Source organism: Thalassolituus sp. UBA6592, from assembly GCF_002433655.1.
Classification (GTDB): domain Bacteria; phylum Pseudomonadota; class Gammaproteobacteria; order Pseudomonadales; family Oceanobacteraceae; genus Venatoribacter.
Map to the genome: position 1 here is coordinate 5,874 of NZ_DJIO01000041.1, position 19,058 is coordinate 24,931.

A 19,058-nucleotide genomic window follows, 5' to 3' on the forward strand; every position below is an offset into this window, starting at 1 on the left:
TGAGAAGGTGTTACCCGGCGCCTGGCCGAGCGTGATACCAAACTGATCACCACCTCAGAAACCGACCCGCTGAAAGCGATCGCAGATTATCTGAACGGCACACTGGCAGCAGGTCTGCCGCACGAAGAAGCTGAGTGCCTCGATCCGGATCACCGCAAAGAAGTCAGCGGTGCCTGATTCCCTGCACTGACTTTCACTGACCGGGGCGGACTCCCCTTTTACACCGGTCGGGATATGCGGAGATGCGGAGAGTAAGCGCTTGTGCGACTAAGTCTTAGCGCCCCTTATGAGTCATGCTTATAATAATCGTTATTGCAGGCATAACGATTCATAAGGGGCGAGCCAAATATGGCCGACACAAACGCCGGACGTGACAACCACACAGCAACCGCGATCACCATCGCTGGTATCAGCATTGAACCGGGGGAAACCCGGCAGATAGAAATGCCGGCCGGGAAGCTCTATACAGATACCGCTATGTCAGTACCTGTTTATGTAAAACGCGGACGCAAACCTGGCCCCGTACTCTTCCTCAGCGCCGCGATTCATGGTGATGAACTGAATGGCATCGAAATCATTCAGCGCCTGATCAACTCCCGTCAGTTCAGTAAACTGCGCGGCACCGTGATCGCTGTTCCCATGGTAAACGTATATGGCGTGCTCAATCAGAGTCGCTATCTGCCTGACCGCCGCGATCTGAACCGCTCGTTTCCCGGCAGCGAAAAAGGCTCACTGGCCGGACGCATGGCACACCTGTTTCTGCAGGAAATTGTCAGTCAGTGCGACTATGGCATCGACTTCCATACCGGTGCGATTCACCGCTCAAATCTGCCTCAGATACGCGCCAATCTGGATGACCCGGAAACCTCCGAACTGGCCCATGCGTTCGGCGTTCCGGTGCTGCTCAATGCGAACCTGCGCGACGGCTCACTGCGTGAATCGGCCAATGAGATGGGCGTTAAAATCCTGTTGTATGAAGCAGGCGAAGCGCTGCGTTATGACGAACTGTGTATCCGCGCCGGTGAACGTGGCACGCTGAATGTAATGCGCCATCTGGGCATGCTGCCGCAGAGCCGCAGCCGCAAACAACAGATCGAACCAGTCACCGCCCGCACCAGCAGCTGGCTGCGCGCCACTGACAGTGGTTTTGTGCAGCATCTGAAGCAACTGGGCGACTACGTCGAAGCCGGCGAAACCCTGGCCTGTATCCGCGACCCCTTCGGCAAACTGCTCGATGAGGTGGTCAGCAGGAACGACGGCATCATTATCGGCAAGCAGAACATCCCATTGGTACAGGAAGGTGAAGCCATGTACCACGTCGCCTACTTCCGCCAGCCGGATGATGTGGTTGAAGGTATTGAACAACTGCAGGATCTGCTGCCAGACGACGGGCCTGTGGCTTCCTGACAGATCCGGATCAGAAAAGTGCAACCCGCAACCAGCGCTGGTGACTGGCTTGTCTGTCTGTGATTTCCTGCCATTTCTTTCACTGCTGGCCTGATACGACCACCACCCATGACAAAATTCGTCACAACAGACTATTTGCGTGACAAATTTTGTCACATTTCACAAATACGCTGTCCCATAGTGAATACCATAGCCAGATTGATGTGCTCAAAGCACAGTCTCAGCAAGGAAATTCACTATGCCGACTCTGCTCTCAGATGAAGCCAGCCAACATGGACGTAAAGTGCGCGCAACGCGCAGCACCACGAATACCGCCGGAAAAAGTACTGATGCAGTTGCCATGGCACATGCCGCAGGCGCTCAGACCGAGGCTCTGCGCCCGGCAAACGTCATGGAACGAGGCCGCATTCAGGCGCTGTACAACGATGTTTACTGGGTACAGGGAGAAATGCCGGGCTATGGTAACGATCACCGCCGTAATATGGTGATTGTGCGCGATGGCCACCAGCTGACGCTGATTAACCCGGTGCGCCTGTCGCCACTGCAGGAGCGTAACCTGCAGTATCTCGGCCGGATCGCGCATGTGCTGCGTCTCGGTGATGAACCAACCGCCGACGAACACTATTACCGCAGCCGCTACTACGCCGCACTGTGGGCATTACCCGGCCAGGTTGATAAACCACGCCACAACATTCTCAAAGAAGATGCTCCCTTACCCATCGCCGGTGCCCGTCTGCTGAAGTTAGAGCACAGCCGGCGCTCACAAGCTGTCCTGTTGCTGGAACGTCATGGGCTGCTGTTAAGCGATGATCTGCTGCAGCATTACGGCAACTGGCAGAACCTGAGCCTTAAAGACCAGCTGCTGATGCGCTTACAGGGCTTTCACAAAGGCATGAATCTGTCGCGCCACTGGCTGCGCTCCGCCACCGCGAAAGATTTCAGTTTAAAAGATGATATTCAGCGCATTCTGACGCTGAACTTTGACGCGCTGCTGGGTGCCAGCGGCACCCCCATGATGCTGGGAGCAAAGCAGGCACTGCATGGCGAAATTGACAACGTGTTTCACTGAAGGCCGATAACTCCACTCGCTCAGGCCCTGCGCAAGCAGGGCTGTGATCAGGTACAATGTGTGCTCCACACATTGTTTATCTGATTGGTTATGAGCAAGAAAAAGCGCCGCGACATCGTGCAGTACGGACTGCCGATCATTGAAACCCACTTCCACCTCGATTACCTGAAAGAAGGCTCTCCTGCGGAAATTTTGCAGGCAGCGCGGGATATTGGCGTCGAACGCTTTATGACCATCAGTGTTGAGCCGGACAATATGCCCAGCGCGCTGGCACTGGCAGAAGCTCACGCCGACGTCTATGCCACCCTTGGCGTTCATCCGCATGAAGCGGCACTGTTCAGCGACGCTACCACAGCCTATATCCGCACCCACGCTATCCATGAAAAAGTGACTGCCATCGGTGAAATCGGTCTCGATTATTTTTACGATCACTGCGACCGTGAAGTACAGCGTAAAGTATTTGCGCAACAACTGGCGCTGGCCGTGGAATGCGATCTGCCGGTGGTGATTCACACCCGTGAAGCCGATGACGACACCATGGCCATCCTGCGTGAATACGCACCACAAATGAAACGCAAAGGAGTGGTGCACAGCTTTACCTCAGGCATGGAGCTGGCACAGGTCGCTATTGAGCTGGGTTTCTGTCTGGGTATTAATGGCATTGTTACCTTTAATAAAGCCGACAACGTGCGTGAAGTCGTTGCCGCAACGCCAATGGAGAATCTGCTGCTGGAAACCGATGCACCTTTCCTTACCCCTATCCCTTACCGCGGTATTGAAAATGCACCGAAATTCCTGCCTTTTGTCGCGGAAAAAATTGCTGAGGTAAAAGACCTGCCGATTGCCGATGTGCTTAAGCAGACTTATCAGAACTCTCTGCGTGAGTTTTTCCCCGCTGGCTGACAACTGCAACTGACAGCGTGTAACGTCGGCCAGTGCTGAATTTATGGTTCAGGGAACGAACCAAAACGGAGATCCGCCAACCATGTTCACTTGCCTGCCGCATTGCCAGATCAGCGAACTGGGATTACTGGATTGGGGCTTACTGATCGCCTTTGGCATCAGCGTATTTATGTTATCCACTTTATGGCGGCGCTGGGCGTTCAGCCGCGAAAGCCATACGCCAGAACATTTACGCTGGCATTTACCAAGATTTATTTACGTGCTGTTTGTAACAGCCATGCTGACGCTATTGCCGGTTGCCACCTTTCTTGGCAGCGACAGTGGTTACTGGTATGGGAAATTCTTTCTGTTGCCGACAGCGGCTGTCGCTTATTTCGCCTGGTTAATTGTCGATATAAACGATCCGGACAAACAATAAGCCAGGCTAAAAATAGCGTATCAGCTCATCTGCGCGGGCGGCATCCGTGCCGCAGCGTTACATTATTTCCCGGACATTGTTTCTGGAGCGTTGTTTCTGGACAGGTTTCTGCCGTCGGGTGTCCTGTTATTTATTCATACGATTACGGTACATAGGATCATTGGCCAGACCAAAGCCCATAGGGTCCAGCGACTTCAGACCGCGGGCCAGAGCCTGCGCGTATTCGCCAGAACGGGAACCAGTAAAACATACGTACAGACCGTGCATTTTTAATCCGGCCGGATCAAACTTCACCTTGCCTTTATATTCGTTCAGGGTTTTATCGTTGCTGACCAGATAATTCATGACGCGTTTATCGACGACAGCAAGATCAACCCGCCCATCCAGCAGCTGATGGATATTCTCAACGTCATTACCGGATTTAACTACGGGGATACGTCCGTCAGACACGGCACTGTCAAAATTTTCTTCATTAGCATAACCACTGACCACGCCAACAACATGCTCCGCCAACGCTTCTAAACTGGTGTGATATTCCTCACCATTACGTTTGGCAAAGCCCACCAGACTGGTACCGATTTCATCGGAAAATACGCACTTTTTAGCACGTTCTTCCGAATAATAGGCGGGGAAATAACCGGCAACTTCTTCGGTATTTTCGGCGCGGGCAACCGCTGTACTCCAGGGCTCGACCTCGACGTTAAGCTCATAACCAACGCGGGCGAATGCCTGTTTAACAATCAAGCTGGTCATACCACCACCGGTAATAGCAGGAGAAGAAAAAGGAGGCCAATCAAGGGAGGTTAAGGTGATTTGTTCTGTTGCAGATACTGGCTGCACTGCCGCAAAAACTGATGACAAGACTATAAACATTATTTTTTTCATAGTAATTCCCCGTGATCAATTTGGATGGGGAAATCATACGGACTTTCATTCTGTACATTATTCCACCAGCGACACAGGACGAATTATTTGAGTCGTTTTTAAACAAAATAACAAAGTCATTATTCAATCTGAACAATACTGTGTGGACTTTAGTGTTATTTCTGCTAACCAGTCCGCTCCACTGATCAAGATTAAATACACTGTTGAAACAATAGCGCTGCTGCCCCCCCCCCTTGTTACTGCTTTCATCACGTTCACAAATACCACGACCAGTGAGTCACCTGGCAACTGCTGTTTATGTTGTGTCCAAAACAGTCCTGTTTCTGCACGTCAGCCGTCGTGATAAAGCTCAGGTATTTATCCACGACAGGGACAATCCGCACTAAAAACACAGTATTAATAGCAATGACCAGTGTTACACTGCTATCTGATTATTTTATGACCTGCCAGGACGATTCAGATGGAAGACATTATTATCAGCGACCTTTCGCAACCGGAACACGGCCAGGCCGTACTGGATCTGCTGACCGAATACGCTCACGGCGATACCGGCGGTGGTGAAGGCCTGCCGGAATACAGTCAGCAGAACCTGATTGCAGAACTGCAGTCGCGCAGCAATCTGCATGTCATTCTGGCGTTTGTGAATGATTATCCGGCAGCCTTGCTGATCGCCATCGACAGCTTTTCAACCTTCACCTGCAAACCCATCCTGAACATTCATGATGTCATCGTCAGTGCCGGCTTCCGGGGTCAGGGTCTGGCCAAACGTATCTTGGCCAAAGCAGAGGAGCTGGCACTGATCAAAGGCTGTGGCAAGCTCACACTGGAAGTGCTGGAAGGCAACACCACAGCGCAGAAAGTCTACACAGACATGGGCTTCGCCAACTACCAGCTGGACCCGGAAATGGGCCGCGCCATGTTCTGGCAGAAGGTCTTGTAATAAACCTGTGGTGCAGCCACCGAAAGGCGGCTGTCTGCCGGACGCCATGACAGGCTTCAGCCTGATCATCAGCTGAATCCCAGAACGCCTCGCTCCGATATGGTACGCCAGCACCGTTCACTGAAAGCCCCACTCATTGAAAGCGCCATTCAATGAAAGCGCGCTTGTCTGATCGTCATACAAAAGAGGTATTTCTTTCAGTGGCTCCGCCATTCCACCTTGATCTTGTATCAAAACAGGCCACGCCGCCCTATACTCTGCGCCACAACTACGTACGGTAAACTACTGACTCCTCAGAAGCAGAGTTAATCCGGGTCAAACCTCAATGACCTGTAGATATAACCGGCCGCAAACACCGGTTAAAACACACCCATTTAGAACAACCCGCTAAGGAGCTTGCTATGAAGCTGCAGAATAAAGTGATCGCTATTACCGGATCAGGCCAGGGCCTGGGTCGTGCTATGGCCGTGCATCTGGCGAAAGAAGGCGCCCAGATCGCTGTCATCGACCTGAATCAGGAACATATGGACGAAACCAAAGCTCAGGTAGAAGCAGCAGGCAGTAAGGCAGCTACTTTTGTCTGCAACGTAGCGGATGAAGCTCAGGTAGAACAGACGTTTCAGGCAGTCAGCGCGCAAATGGGCGGTCTGCACGGCCTGATCAACAACGCCGGTATTCTGCGTGACGGTCTGATGATCAAAGCCAAAGACGGTGAAGTGAAAAAAATGTCACTGGCACAGTGGCAGGCCGTCATCGATGTGAACCTGACCGGTGTATTCCTGTGTGGTCGTGAAGCGGCTGAACAGATGATAAAAACCAATGAAGGTGGCTGCATCATTAACATTTCCAGCATCGCCCGTGCCGGTAACTTCGGTCAGACCAACTATTCTGCCGCCAAAGCCGGTGTAGCAGCGATGGCGGTGACCTGGGCAAAGGAACTGGCACGCTATAATATCCGTGCCAACGCTATTGCTCCGGGCTTTATCGCAACCGAAATGACTGCCAGCATGAAACCGGAAGCACTGGAGAAAATCTGTGCCGGTATTCCGGCTGGCCGCATGGGCAGCCCGGATGAAATCGGTGATGCGGCAGTCTTCCTGCTGGCCAACGACTATATGTCCGGCCGCATCATTGAAGTCGACGGTGGTCTGCGCCTGTAATCGTCAGGTCTGATGCATCCGTCATTCAGGAACAGACAATGACTGACTCAACGAATGCTCAGACCGATGCCCGCCAGCGTCTGTACACGGCACTGGCGGGCATTCCCGCTGGCTATGTCATTACCTACGGTCAGCTGGCAGCCCTCGCCGGATTCAGCCGTCGCGCCCGCTGGGCAGGCCAGGTACTGAAGCAACTTCCCCAGGACAGCCGCCTGCCATGGCACAGGGTCATTAACGCTCAGGGCAAAATCAGCCTGCCGGGCGACGCCGGTGAAAAGCAGCGTGCCTTGCTGGAAAGCGAGGGAGTGACCGTCAGCGATAGCCTGCGCATCGATCTGAGTTTATTCAGCTGGCAGAAAGCAGATACTGAATAAACAGCTCATTTCCCGCCATGGCCGAATAAAACCCCCTTATTTACGCCAACCTGACTTCTGCTGTCCCTGCCTTCTTCATCGTTACAACGCTACTAAGAAGTTAGCTCACCTACCGTTCTGAACCAGAAAATTCAGACTGCAATAGCCTGAGCCAAAGAGAACTCATGCTCACGGCCGCAGTTAATACTGCAACTGTATGCCGGATAAGCACCGTGATTCATACAGATAATGACAGCACGGAACCTGTTTTCATCGGGCGTTCTCGCCGACAGTGGCAGCCATAATAAAAAAGACTCCGCAGGGAGGACATAAAATGGCAAACGAATATTTTGATGTAATCATTATTGGCGCGGGCTTATCCGGCATCGGGGCAGCCTGTCACCTGAGCAAAGAATGCCCGGAGAAATCCTTCGCAATATTTGAAGGGCGCGATGCCATCGGCGGCACCTGGGATATTTTCCGCTATCCAGGCATACGCTCTGATTCTGACATGTTTACCCTGGGTTACGAATTCAAGCCGTGGACCAACCGCAAAGGCATTGCCGACGGTGCCGATATCCGTGATTACATCCGCGAAGCAGCCAATGAACACAGCATTACACCGCACATCCGCTTCGGCCATAAAATACTGTCTGCCGAGTGGCAAAGTGATCTGGCCGTATGGCAAATCACGGCCCAGCTGAATGACGGTGAAACCCGTTTATTCAGCTGCAATTATCTGATCAGCTGTACTGGCTATTACAGTTACGAGGAAGGATTTACACCGGAATTTAAAGGCCGTGAGCAATTCTCCGGCGAAATCATTCACCCGCAATTCTGGCCAGAAAACTACGACTATTCCGGTAAAAAAATCGTTGTCATCGGCAGCGGCGCAACCGCCGTAACCCTGGTACCGGCGCTGTGCGATAAAGCCCAACAGGTAACCATGTTACAGCGTTCACCCAGCTATGTGGTCAGCGTACCGCAGCAGGATCCGATGGTTTCCGCGTTGCGCAAAATTCTGCCACAGACATGGGCTTATCGCATTATCCGCGGCCGCAATATATCCATCACGCTGGCACTCTATAATTTCTGCAAAAAGTTTCCCCGTGCCGCACGCGGATTACTTCAGTTTGCAGTCAAAAGCCGTTTACCGAAAGACTTTGATATGAAGCATTTCACACCGAAGTACGCGCCATGGGATGAGCGCCTGTGTGCAGTTCCTGAAGGCGATATGTTCAGGGCGATGAGCTCCGGGAAAGCACAGGTGGTAACCGACCATATTGATCATTTCACAGCGGATGGCATCCGCCTTAAAAGCGGTAAGACGCTTGCTGCCGATGTGATTATTACCGCCACCGGCCTCAAAGTGCAGATGTTTGGTAATATGACGGTTAAAGTGGATGGTGACGTATTCGTACCGAATCAGAGTATGAGCTATCGCGGTGTGATGTTTGAAAATCTGCCCAATCTGGCCATGGTATTTGGCTACACCAATTCGTCATGGACGTTAAAAGCGGATCTGATTTCACGCTGGGTTTGCCGCCTGTTAAAAGCCATGGATAAAAAAGGTGCGCGCCAGGTAACGCCGCGTTGCAATTCCGCCGAAATGGAGCGTCTGCCATTTATCAATATGCAATCCGGCTATATCGCCCGGGTGAAGGATCAGATACCGAAACAAGGCAGTGAACGGCCGTGGAAACTGTATCAGAACTATTTCGCCGATATGGCCCAGCTGCGTCTGGCGAGTATGAATGATCCGGCACTGGAATATCGATCGCCAAATCAGCATGGGTATAAAAACCCGGCAGGCTCAGACAGCAGAGAAGAATCTTCGGCAGTAATGCCGAACTCCTGATCCTTAAATCTACTGTCGACCGGACAAATTCAGACAATAAAAATGCCGGCTTAGCCGGCATTTTTATTCTTCTTTTTTAATCAGGATAAACTCAGAGCTTACCTTCCGGATAAGGGTGAGCAATCACGTCATACGGATCACCATCACCACAGATCGCCGCCCACTCCTGCGAACTCAGCCATTCCAGCGGATCACGGCCACTCAGTTTGGCAAGCGCTGCCAGAGCATCGGCCCAGGTACAGCGATTGGCGAATAACAGCGCTTCAGTATTCAGTGTACCGCCCTGATTGATATAACCCAGAGCAACCGTATGCGCAGGCCCTAAATCCAGCATACGTGCGTGAGCCAATAAAATTTCCGGACGGGTGTGAGTCATAAAAACACGCTGCTGAACCCGTGCCGGGAACAAGGCGTCCAGCACGGATGGATCCGCCTGAATATCAGATTCATAACCATCGCGCGGAACCCTGAAACGGCCTGGTTCGAGCAGGTAAATCAGCGAGTGTGAAACGCCCTTCTGCTTCAAACGGTCTGACGCCTTTAAAGCCTGCTGTAACTGGAACGCCCCGCAGGCCACCAGCTGCAGATCTGCTGCGCAATTACCGCGTACACAAATAGCGCCGTCCTGCACCAGAGTCACTGCCTGGGCACCGCTAAAAAAGGTTGGTAAGACCGATTTCGGTACAACCATATTCCAGATCACACCGAGATCGCCGTAACAGGTTTTTAAACAGGCCATAGCCGTATTGCCATCTGCCGGGAAGACCACGCGCGACATATCTGACATCTCGCCCAGCATAGCTTCCGCCAGACTCGGGTCCTGATGGCTTTGCTCATTCTTTCCGTTTTCCCAGACATGGGAGGTCGAGATAACCGGCACACCCAACCATGGAGCAGGATCGTCAGCTTCTTTCTGATGGCGGGCAAAAATAATACTCTGCCGTAACGCTCCGAGCATTTTTGTGGCAAAGGCTTCATAAGAAACCACCAGATTTAAACCGCTCTGATTTGCCAGACAGGCACTGACCACGGCTTCTTCATTCAGCGCAGTAACTACTGCGCCATCAACCGCCTCAGCCACACCCTCTTCCGGATCAGTAACACGGTGTTTCAGCTGATCCAACGTCTGGTTCATGCGGTTGGAGCGCAGTTCATCCGGATTACCCACCCGGACTCTTAGATGAGGATTTACTTCGACAAGATCAATAAAATAATTATCAATCGCTGCCATCGGTGCGATCGGATCTTTTTGCCAGTGCGGGTCATGGCGGTTAATGGTGACAGCAACCGGTGGCAGCGGCGCTTTCGGCTGCTTAAGCTCATTAACAGCTGAACGCCAGACACTTTCCTCCTGCCACAGTGCTTTTGCACCGCGGACAAAATAGGCAAGCGCCTCAGAATCACGGCGCGGATTACTGCCCAAAGGTAAACCATGAGCGGCGTTCGTACCGGCTCCGGGGAAACCATAACCCTTAACTGTTTCAGCGATGCAGTAAGGCATTGGCACCGGATAACTGGCCATACCGCTGGCCACGGTTTCCGCCGCATTACTCAGGTGCTGTTCCATAAAATAAATGGCGCAAACAAAAGCTGCCGGGTCGCGCCCGTCAATAACAAAGGGCGCAAAACCCTGATTGCTCAGATGCTCCATAAACCATTCACTGCCGCCCTGCTGAGCAACTGTTGTGCGCTGATCAATGCGACGGCCATTGGCAATCATCACCGGACTGACCAGACCACAGTCTTCAGCCCGCCACCAGCGTGCCGCCCAATCGCTGCCACGCTGCTCTTCAAATGCACCGTCACTTAAGAAAGCGACCAGTCGTTGTCCCGGTAATGGCTGGTGCACATACTGCAGCCCGGCAAAGCCCAGATAGCCACCTTCAAGACGCGCACCAGCGGTATTAACATTCACATGACTGCCTAGTGGCGACAGAGGCTTACCATCCGGGCGTACGCGGTAATTATAAAAATCCTGCACGAAGCGACTGAGTCCTTCGTCGCTCAGCCCATATTCTTTTTTACGCTCTGGCAGCGCAGTACCTGTCAGCAATTGCAGGGCATCAATAGCAGCCACACAATGCCCCTGTCCCATCAGCCAGTCACGATGTTGGCCTGTAAGCGTATTGACCGCCATTAATGCCGCATAAGCCGGCACCATATTCAGTGATCCACCGGTATGCCCTTGTGGATCGCGTTTGAAATCCTCCGCGACCAGATCGCGGCCATCCAGGAATACGTGTTTGGTGTAGGTCATATGGACCACCAGCCACATCGCCTGGTTAGTAAGCTGATCCAGCGCCGTCAGCGTACGGTAACAGTCTGCCTTGCTTTGAATGAGACCACCTTCCTCGAGGGCGGTAGCCAGTTCAAACACCTGCAATTGTGTAGCTGCAGTATGTTTAACCACCCCACACCCTTCCGCCCAGGCAGCAAATTCCTCGTCGTATTCCCGGTGTTGCCGGGCTTCCGCTTCGATTTCTTTCTGTTGATACTGCTGGCTGAGTTTCTGGTAAAGATTAAGACTCATCAGTTTTCTCCATGCTGGGCCCGTAAGGCCATCTTTGCTGTTCGCCTTCAGGCCAGCGGTTTTTGCAACATGCTCAGTAATTCATTACAAAGCAGCGGTGTAATATCAATTGCGTTGCTGGTGTGCGGAATGCAATTGCAGGTCACTATGCCTGCAACCGGGCCGGCCAACATTTCTTCTTCGGCACCGGGATTGCCATTTTCTCCCTGCGAAAAAACCGCATGCACACCAATACACAGAGGTGGATTCAACCCCTGCGCCACCAGTTCTTCCGCGGTACGCAACATGGTGCGCCCGGTAGAAATAATGTCATCCACCAGCACCGGCTGATGTTCAGAATATTTCTGCACATCCGGGATATGGATCACCACATCACGGTCGCCGGAACGTGTTTTACGCAGCACCAGAAATTCGCATCCGGCCACGCCGGCTACTTCACTGGCCCATTGTTCACTTTCTTCATCCGGCCCGACGACCAATGGGTTTCTGACCTGATTTTTCAGATAGTCACCGATTAAATCGGTCGCATGCAAAGCCACCGCAGGAATACGGTAAATCTCACTGAGGGATTTATAGCGGTGCAGATGCGGATCGACGGTAATTAAATAATCGAAACTCTGGTTAATCAGTTCGGCAAAATATTTCGATGTCAGACATTCGCCCGGCTGAAAGCGGATATCCTGACGCATATAGGCCAGATACGGTGCCACCAGTCCAACGCGGGCCACGCCCATATCGCGCAGATGATGGGCCATAAACCACAAAGCCAGCGTTTTATCGCTGGGCTGATGCAGATGGCAGACCACAATCACATCGGCACCGGCCATATCCTGCGGCAGGTTAAAATACAGCTCACCATCGGGAAAATGGCGGCTCTCCAGTGCCAGTACCTGACACTCTCGTCCGGCATTTGTCAGCTGCATTGCCAGCGACCGTGCCAGCGACTCATGGCCATCAAGAGACAGAATACAGGTGCGCTTTACTGATGATTCAGCAGCCGCCTGAGCGCTTATATTTCCGTTCGTCATACGACTTCCTCTTCAATACGGATCACATCAGTATGACCATCAAGAAACTCCAGAGCGTAGGCCAGCTCTCCCGGGGCTTCAGCATAGAGAGTAAATAAAGGTGCCCCGCAATCGATAACGTCTCCTGACGCTACATGCAGTTCAATGCCCGCAGCCTTTGCATTTGGAGCCCCGGCCAGCGATGCCAGCTTGGCCAGAAAGCGGTTATTGAAATAAGAAACGACGCCTTTTTTCTCCGCCCGGACACAATGACGGAATTCAGCCATCTGTGGCTCATGAAATCCGCCCTGAGCCTGACAGATAGCTTCAAATTTTTGCATGGCCGCACCACTGAGCAACGTACTTTGCGCCAGCTCATAGCCCTGACCATCCGCAACTTTACCCGCCATTTCCAGCAGAATACCGGCCAGCTGTAGTGACTTTTCGCGCAGATCCTGCGGCGCGTGACCATCATTGCGCAGCACCTGTAACACATCCCGGGCTTCAAGCGCCGGGCCAATACCGCGGCCAACAGGCTGACTGCCATCACTGATAACCGTACGCACATCCAGTCCCAGCGCCTGGCCGGTTTTTTCCAGCAGGCTGCGCAGCGTCTGCGCCATTGTCTGAGAGCGGACCTTGGCCGTTGGACCAACCGGAATATCAATCAGCACCTGTTTCGATCCGGCAGCGACTTTCTTGGAAATAACCGACGCCACCAGCTGACCTTCACTGTCGAGATCCAGCGCCCGCTCAACACGAATGATGAGATCATCGGTTGGACTCAGGCTGACCGAGCCACCCCAGGCCAGACAGGCACCCTGTTCTTTTACGACGCTCTGCATGGCATCAAAGGACAATGCTACCGGCGTCATGGCTTCCATGGTGTCTGCCGTTCCGGCCGGAGAGGTGATCGCACGGCTGGATGTTTTCGGCATCAGCAGACCGTTAGCAGCAACAATCGCTACAACAATGGGGGTTGTACGGTTACCCGGCAGACCGCCGACACAGTGCTTATCGAGCACCACATCACTGTGCCAGTCAAACTGCTGACCAGCAGCAACCATAGCGCGGGTAATGGCGATGGTTTCATCCAGACTCAGGCGGTCGCCGGCGCAGGCAGTCACATAGGCAGACAGCTGAATGTCACTGTACAGGCCATTGTTAATATCACGCACAATCGCGGCGGCCGATTCATCAGTAAACGCCTGACCGTAGAGCTTGCCGCGCACAAACGACATGGAATCCACAGGATGGGCGTGACGGAAGGTCGCTTTGCTGCCTTCTTCAGGACAGCCCAGACGGTGCCACGCGGCCTCTGAAAGACCGGCCTGCTGGTGGGAAAGCAGTTCATTTGAAACCAGCACCAGGGTGGCGACGACACTTTTGTCCGCAACGCTGACCTCCACCCGGGTGTGAGCAAAAAATCCCTCAGAAATGGCAACATGACAATCCTGTCGCATATATACGACAGGTTCCTGATGGGTATTCACGCCCAAACGATGGAGATAGAGATAATCGGGATTGGATTCCATAAGCTTTCCTGATTTATGAAGCAAAAGTGTAGAAGTCTGGCCGCTTAACCGCCTTGCGGTAAATCAACCAAGCTTCAGACTCTGTTTCCCAAAGTGAAACGGGTCTGCCAAACTGCAGTCAGATGTGCATTATCCTTCAGAAGTTTCAGGAGTTACACCATGCAAGCCCCATTTCAGGTTCAGTTCATTGGCGCCACCGGAACCGTTACCGGCTCCAAATATCTGGTGAAATACGACCGCTATAAGATTCTTATCGACTGCGGCCTGTTTCAGGGGATTAAAAATGTGCGTAAGCGCAACTGGGCCGAATTGCCGTTTGCCGTTGAGGCACTGGATGCTTTATTGCTTACCCATGCCCATATAGATCACTCCGGTTATTTACCCGCACTGATGAAACAGGGCTTCCATGGTCCGGTTTACTGTTCAGAAGGAACACATGCTTTATGCAAAGTATTACTGCCGGATGCCGGTTACCTGCAGGAAGAAGATGCCAAATACGCGAACCGTAAGCGCTTCTCCAAACACGATCCGGCAGAGCCTCTGTACACCGAAGAAGATGCCCGTAAAGTACTCAAACAATTTAAACACCAGCAGGCCGGAGAAGTACAGGAATTACCTGGCGGTATGACGGCAACATTTACTCCGGTGGGACATATTCTTGGCGCCAGCGCAATTCGTCTGGAATATCAGGGAAAGAGCATCACCTTCAGTGGCGATGTCGGGCGCAGCAACGACATAATCATGTACCCGCCAAAACCGCTGGCCGCCACCGACTATCTGGTGGTGGAATCTACCTACGGTGACCGTCGCCATGAAGAAATTGATGCCGAAGCGGCAATCGCAGACATCATTAACCGCACGGCCAAACGGGGCGGAATTGTATTAATGCCGGCATTTGCCGTGGGTCGTGCGCAGCTGGTCCTGCATATTCTGCAGAAACTGCTGGCAGAAAAACGCATTCCGACTATGCCCATTTACCTCAACAGCCCAATGGCGATCCGCGCCACGGAAATTTTCTTTGACTTACATGAATCGCACAAATTAACCAAAGAAGACTGTGAGCGCATGGATGCGATTACCCACTACGTAAAAACGGTGGAAGAATCCATTGAGCTTAACAGCCGTAAATTTCCGTCGGTCATTATTTCCGCCAGCGGTATGGCCAGTGGCGGCCGTGTTCTGCACCATTTAAAAACCCTGATCAGTGATCCGAAAAACTCCGTGCTGTTTCTTGGTTATCAGGCTGCCGGCACCCGCGGAGACTCGCTTACACATGGAGCCGAGCATATTAAAATTCACGGTGAGTACTATCCCGTAAAAGCAGAAGTTGCAAACCTGCAGGCGTTATCGAGCCATGGTGATTACGTCGAAATCAGTGACTGGCTGAAGAAAATGCCAGGCCGCCCGAAGAAAGTCTTTGTTACTCACGGTGAAGCTTCCGCGGCTGACGCGATGCGCCGCCATTTACATGACGAATTCCACTGGGATGTGGAAGTGCCGGAATACCTGGATATCGCCCTGCTCTGACAGCGCTGAAAATGTAAGGCAGATTATGACAGACATAAAAACGCTCAGACTGTTTCAGGTGGATGCTTTTATCCGCCCGGCGCAGCGTATCGCCAATAGTGGAGTAATATTCTCCGGTAATCCGGCAGCAGTCGTGCCGCTGGAACAATGGCTTCCTGATCAACTGATGCAGGCCATCGCAGCGGAGAATAATCTGTCTGAAACTGCATTTTTTACCGGCTCAGACGGCCACTACCATATTCGCTGGTTTACCCCCGAAACCGAAGTGGATTTATGTGGCCACGCCACTCTGGCATCTGCCTGGGTCATTGCACAACAACTTCAGGACCAGAATAGCGAATACAGATTCACCACAGAAAGCGCAGGCGATCTGAGCGTTGTTGTAAGCGGCGAGCCATCTGATCCTCTGCTTGAACTTAACTTTCCTCAGCGGGTACCGGAAACTCTGGATGACGCTCAGTTAAAGAAAGAACTGAGCATTGCTCTTGGCCAGAATGTTGTCGCGCTGAGCAGCAGCCGTGATCTTGTGGTAGAACTTGAAAATGCAGAGGCGGTCATTGGCTGCATCCCTGATATGCACCGCATTGCTGAGCTGACATCAAAGTGGTTTGCGGTGATCATTACCGCCCGCTATGAAACACCTGAGTATGACTTCGTCAGTCGTTTTTTTGCGCCGTTGCAGGGAATAGCCGAAGACCCGGTGACGGGTTCGTCATTCTGCAGTCTTGCGCCCTACTGGGCTGAGAAGTTGAGTATCAGCCAGCTGAAAGCCTGGCAATGTTCAGCCCGTGGCGGCGATGCCGAACTGGAGATTCACGACGACAGGGTTAAAATCCGCGGACGCTGTTTTTCGTACCTGAGTGGTAACATTAACCTGCCAGCCAGTTGAAACGATTTCAAAAATCCGTCCGCCACTGCAAAAGATAACGGTGAGACTGGGTACGACTTTCAGGCTCATAGAAGGAGAGCGTACCGGCACTACCTCGCTCTGATGCCGCAGCCCAGCCATTGCGGAATCGGTAAGACAGCGACAGCTCGCTGGAGCGCCAGCTCAGCAGTGGATATTCTGCAGACAGCCACCATTCGTGGCCATCAGCCAGATCAACATCCGCCTTGCCGTAACCATAGTCAGTGAAATCCACCTCCAGCTCTCCGTTAAACAGCAGACGGTACCCACCCTTAACCTGCAGAAGGCGGTCGATGAAAACGACATCGTAGCCAAGACCAGCGGACACGAATAACCATTGATAGTATTCATCCAGCGCACCGGTAATATTGTTGGCGCGAATCATACGCTGCCAATCGGTTTTACCAGCAGATAACAGTAAAGCTGGAATATAGCCATCAGCATGGGTAAATGCCCCAACTTCATAGCTGCGGAAATTTTCATCCGTGGTTGTTCTGGAAGGCACACCCGACTGACTCTCGCCAATATACTGCAGTGAATCATAAGAGCGATGAAAACCAACACGCCAGCTGACCGCCTGCGTCACAGGGCCTGCTACGGAGACACTCAGGCTCTTCATCCAGCCAACTTCCCGGTCCAGCTCACGGCCACGCTGGTCGTACTCATGATACGACATACGTTCAACACCAAAGCCTGCTACCAGCTGATAAGAAGAAACTTCATCCTGCTCAGCATAAACGGCACAGCAGAAGACACTGCTCAGAAGCAGAAGCACGAAGCGGTTGTTACAAGTGTATGCAGACATCGTCTCTCTTTTATCCTTTGCCTTCTACTTTCTGACTTTAATCCTAAGCTTTTTAAAAAATAAGAAGCGACTGATTTCTTAAAACTACTCATCAATCACAGGCTCAAGGTTAATCATTACTGAAAACGGCCAAGTATTGATCAGAGCCGTGGCTTCCGTTTTATACCATATTTCCGCCGTGAATCTTTACAGCAATCAACGCAGGACTTAACCAGAGCACAGCACTGAAGCCCCATGCAAAAGAAAAAACATAAAGCACTTATCTCTGCGCAAAAAAATGGGGCTGCAATGCAGCCCCATTAATGCAATGAAGGTAATCGCCCGCTTACAGAGCAACACCGTCCAGTACGATAGTCGGTTCGTTACCACAACCGCTGAAAGTGACGCTCAATTCAGTGCCGTCATCATCGGTAAGCACGATGCTGCCACTGCCAATGCTGCCATCGCTACAGATGCTGATATTGCTGGCATCCAGTGTTACTGAACCGTATTCAGGATGGTAGAAGGTTGCTTCAACAGAGTACTGACCATCAATAGAGCTTACGCTCGCATCACTCACCTGGTAAGTGGTACCGTCAGAGCCCACGAACTGGTCGTAGTAGGTACAGTCGTAGTTGCTGTTGCACGTCATTGAACCTGTGATGCGCACAGTCTCGCCATTCATTGTGTAGGTCAGATTCCAGGATGAATAAGACAGCTCGTATGATTGGCTATCTGATTCAATAACATAGGTACCGTTAACAGTTTCAGTGATGCCCTCATAGGTGTACTGGAGGTTGTTGTAACGCAGAGTAGTACGTGTGGTGGAACCGCTGGTCGAGCTGGTAGCGTCCACAGTACCGTTCATAGTCATACTGTATTCACAGTAGTCATTATAAGTAATAGTAAAGTCATTTTCGGAGCCGGAGTAATTAACAGAACCACCACAGCTACCAGCGACGGTTTCGTCCACTGCCACAGGCATAGACAAGCTGCTCTGTTCAAAGCCAGCAACCGTTTCTGCGGTAATATCCAGCACAGTCTTCACTGCTGTAGAGTCTGCTGCTGCTAAAATACCGGTCGGAAGGTTGCCGACATCGGCACCGGATTCATCGCTTTCAATCAGATCACTGACGATCTCACTGGAGCTGGAAGCAAAATCAGAACTGTTATCGGTATCAAAACTGGCTGGCGTTGTGACACCATCGTACTCAACGATATCATCATCAGAACCGGAAGAGCTGCCGCCGCCTCCACCACCGCCGCCACACGCGGTAAGTACACCAGTCACTGCAAGTAATAAAAGATAATTATATTTTGACATTTTTTGTCTCCATGACAATACGAGGGCTTAGGCCGGGCAATATCCAGCAAATTGAATATACAACAGACATATTCCCAACACACCTCTGATTACACGATCAACATCATATTTTTACGCTGGGTAACAATTAATTTGATATCTGTCATTCTGTGGCAGGAAATAACCCTGACTACGATAACAAATGAATTACAGATCCGACAGAAAGGCTGTCTGAGATTGTATGTAGCAGCACTTTTAAAAATTCAGGTATTATTAATTTTATCATTACTTAATAACAACATAGTTATTAAGTAATAACTACTGAAATATACGTCGCGCACACGCTCTTTTCATACTTCAAAAATCTGACGCGAAACCTTGCGCAATGATTCGCCCGCTGACATCTGCTATTTGCTGCAAAACCCGTCTTTGACTAAGAGTCAATTATATGTCCTTATTGAGCGCCATATTT

General features: G+C 51.7%; 16 protein-coding genes. 10 read left to right on the forward strand and 6 right to left on the reverse strand.

Going from position 1 to position 19,058, the window contains the following annotated elements; all coding sequences use genetic code 11:
• The first annotated feature begins 348 nt into the window (after positions 1 to 348).
• From B2Z72_RS03555 to B2Z72_RS03570, 4 genes are all read left to right on the forward strand, one after another.
• A complete protein-coding gene (locus tag B2Z72_RS03555) occupies positions 349 to 1,407 on the forward strand; it encodes a succinylglutamate desuccinylase/aspartoacylase family protein (RefSeq protein ID WP_296980114.1) in 1,059 nt (352 codons plus the stop codon).
• A 238-nt stretch (positions 1,408 to 1,645) separates the two neighbouring features.
• A complete protein-coding gene (locus B2Z72_RS03560; RefSeq protein ID WP_296980112.1) occupies positions 1,646 to 2,476 on the forward strand; it encodes a hypothetical protein in 831 nt (276 codons plus the stop codon).
• 90 nt (positions 2,477 to 2,566) lie between these two features.
• Positions 2,567 to 3,379, forward strand: a complete 813-nt coding sequence (locus tag B2Z72_RS03565; protein WP_296980109.1) for a TatD family hydrolase — start codon at positions 2,567 to 2,569, stop codon at positions 3,377 to 3,379.
• Positions 3,380 to 3,461: 82 nt separating this feature from the next.
• Positions 3,462 to 3,797 carry a hypothetical protein gene (locus tag B2Z72_RS03570; protein ID WP_296980108.1) on the forward strand — a complete coding sequence of 112 codons (336 nt, stop codon included), beginning with the start codon at positions 3,462 to 3,464 and terminating at the stop codon, positions 3,795 to 3,797.
• 126 nt (positions 3,798 to 3,923) lie between these two features.
• On the opposite strand, the gene B2Z72_RS03575 is transcribed toward B2Z72_RS03570, so the two are convergent.
• Positions 3,924 to 4,550 (reverse strand): substrate-binding periplasmic protein, encoded by a 627-nt coding sequence (locus B2Z72_RS03575; RefSeq protein WP_414716344.1) that lies wholly within the window; start codon positions 4,548 to 4,550, stop codon positions 3,924 to 3,926.
• Positions 4,551 to 5,142: 592 nt separating this feature from the next.
• Here B2Z72_RS03575 and B2Z72_RS03580 point away from each other — a divergent pair.
• The 4 genes from B2Z72_RS03580 (at position 5,143) to B2Z72_RS03595 (ending at position 8,993) form a co-directional block, all read left to right on the forward strand.
• On the forward strand, positions 5,143 to 5,622 hold the full coding sequence (locus B2Z72_RS03580; protein WP_296980104.1) for a GNAT family N-acetyltransferase: 480 nt from the start codon (positions 5,143 to 5,145) through the stop codon (positions 5,620 to 5,622).
• 401 nt (positions 5,623 to 6,023) lie between these two features.
• On the forward strand, positions 6,024 to 6,782 hold the full coding sequence (locus B2Z72_RS03585) for an SDR family oxidoreductase (RefSeq protein ID WP_297004184.1): 759 nt from the start codon (positions 6,024 to 6,026) through the stop codon (positions 6,780 to 6,782).
• Positions 6,783 to 6,820: 38 nt separating this feature from the next.
• Complete coding sequence (locus B2Z72_RS03590; protein ID WP_296980099.1) at positions 6,821 to 7,156, forward strand: MGMT family protein; 336 nt, start codon at positions 6,821 to 6,823, stop codon at positions 7,154 to 7,156.
• Positions 7,157 to 7,469: 313 nt separating this feature from the next.
• Entirely contained in the window at positions 7,470 to 8,993 is a 1,524-nt protein-coding gene (locus B2Z72_RS03595; RefSeq protein ID WP_296980098.1) for a flavin-containing monooxygenase, read from the forward strand.
• Between the two features lie 91 nt (positions 8,994 to 9,084).
• On the opposite strand, the gene B2Z72_RS03600 is transcribed toward B2Z72_RS03595, so the two are convergent.
• From B2Z72_RS03600 to B2Z72_RS03610, 3 genes are read right to left on the reverse strand one after another with little or no spacing between them, the layout of a single operon-like run.
• Positions 9,085 to 11,523, reverse strand: a complete 2,439-nt coding sequence (locus B2Z72_RS03600; protein WP_296980097.1) for a xylulose 5-phosphate 3-epimerase — start codon at positions 11,521 to 11,523, stop codon at positions 9,085 to 9,087.
• Positions 11,524 to 11,570: 47 nt separating this feature from the next.
• Positions 11,571 to 12,551, reverse strand: a complete 981-nt coding sequence (locus B2Z72_RS03605; RefSeq protein WP_296980096.1) for a ribose-phosphate pyrophosphokinase — start codon at positions 12,549 to 12,551, stop codon at positions 11,571 to 11,573.
• Positions 12,548 to 14,065 (reverse strand): thymidine phosphorylase family protein, encoded by a 1,518-nt coding sequence (locus B2Z72_RS03610; protein ID WP_296980095.1) that lies wholly within the window; start codon positions 14,063 to 14,065, stop codon positions 12,548 to 12,550. Before B2Z72_RS03610 ends, B2Z72_RS03605 begins: the two co-directional genes overlap by 4 nt.
• Positions 14,066 to 14,224: 159 nt before the next feature.
• Between B2Z72_RS03610 and B2Z72_RS03615 the strand changes: the two genes are divergently transcribed.
• Both B2Z72_RS03615 and B2Z72_RS03620 read left to right on the forward strand, forming a co-directional pair.
• Positions 14,225 to 15,592: an MBL fold metallo-hydrolase gene (locus B2Z72_RS03615; RefSeq protein ID WP_297004186.1), complete on the forward strand. Its 1,368-nt coding sequence runs from the start codon at positions 14,225 to 14,227 to the stop codon at positions 15,590 to 15,592.
• A 25-nt stretch (positions 15,593 to 15,617) separates the two neighbouring features.
• Positions 15,618 to 16,481, forward strand: coding sequence for a PhzF family phenazine biosynthesis protein (locus tag B2Z72_RS03620; protein WP_296980088.1), 864 nt, complete (start codon positions 15,618 to 15,620; stop codon positions 16,479 to 16,481).
• 7 nt (positions 16,482 to 16,488) lie between these two features.
• On the opposite strand, the gene B2Z72_RS03625 is transcribed toward B2Z72_RS03620, so the two are convergent.
• Positions 16,489 to 17,304 carry a hypothetical protein gene (locus B2Z72_RS03625; RefSeq protein ID WP_296980085.1) on the reverse strand — a complete coding sequence of 272 codons (816 nt, stop codon included), beginning with the start codon at positions 17,302 to 17,304 and terminating at the stop codon, positions 16,489 to 16,491.
• A gap of 325 nt (positions 17,305 to 17,629) precedes the next feature.
• A complete protein-coding gene (locus tag B2Z72_RS03630; RefSeq protein WP_296980083.1) occupies positions 17,630 to 18,607 on the reverse strand; it encodes a hypothetical protein in 978 nt (325 codons plus the stop codon).
• Between the last annotated feature and the right edge of the window lie 451 nt (positions 18,608 to 19,058).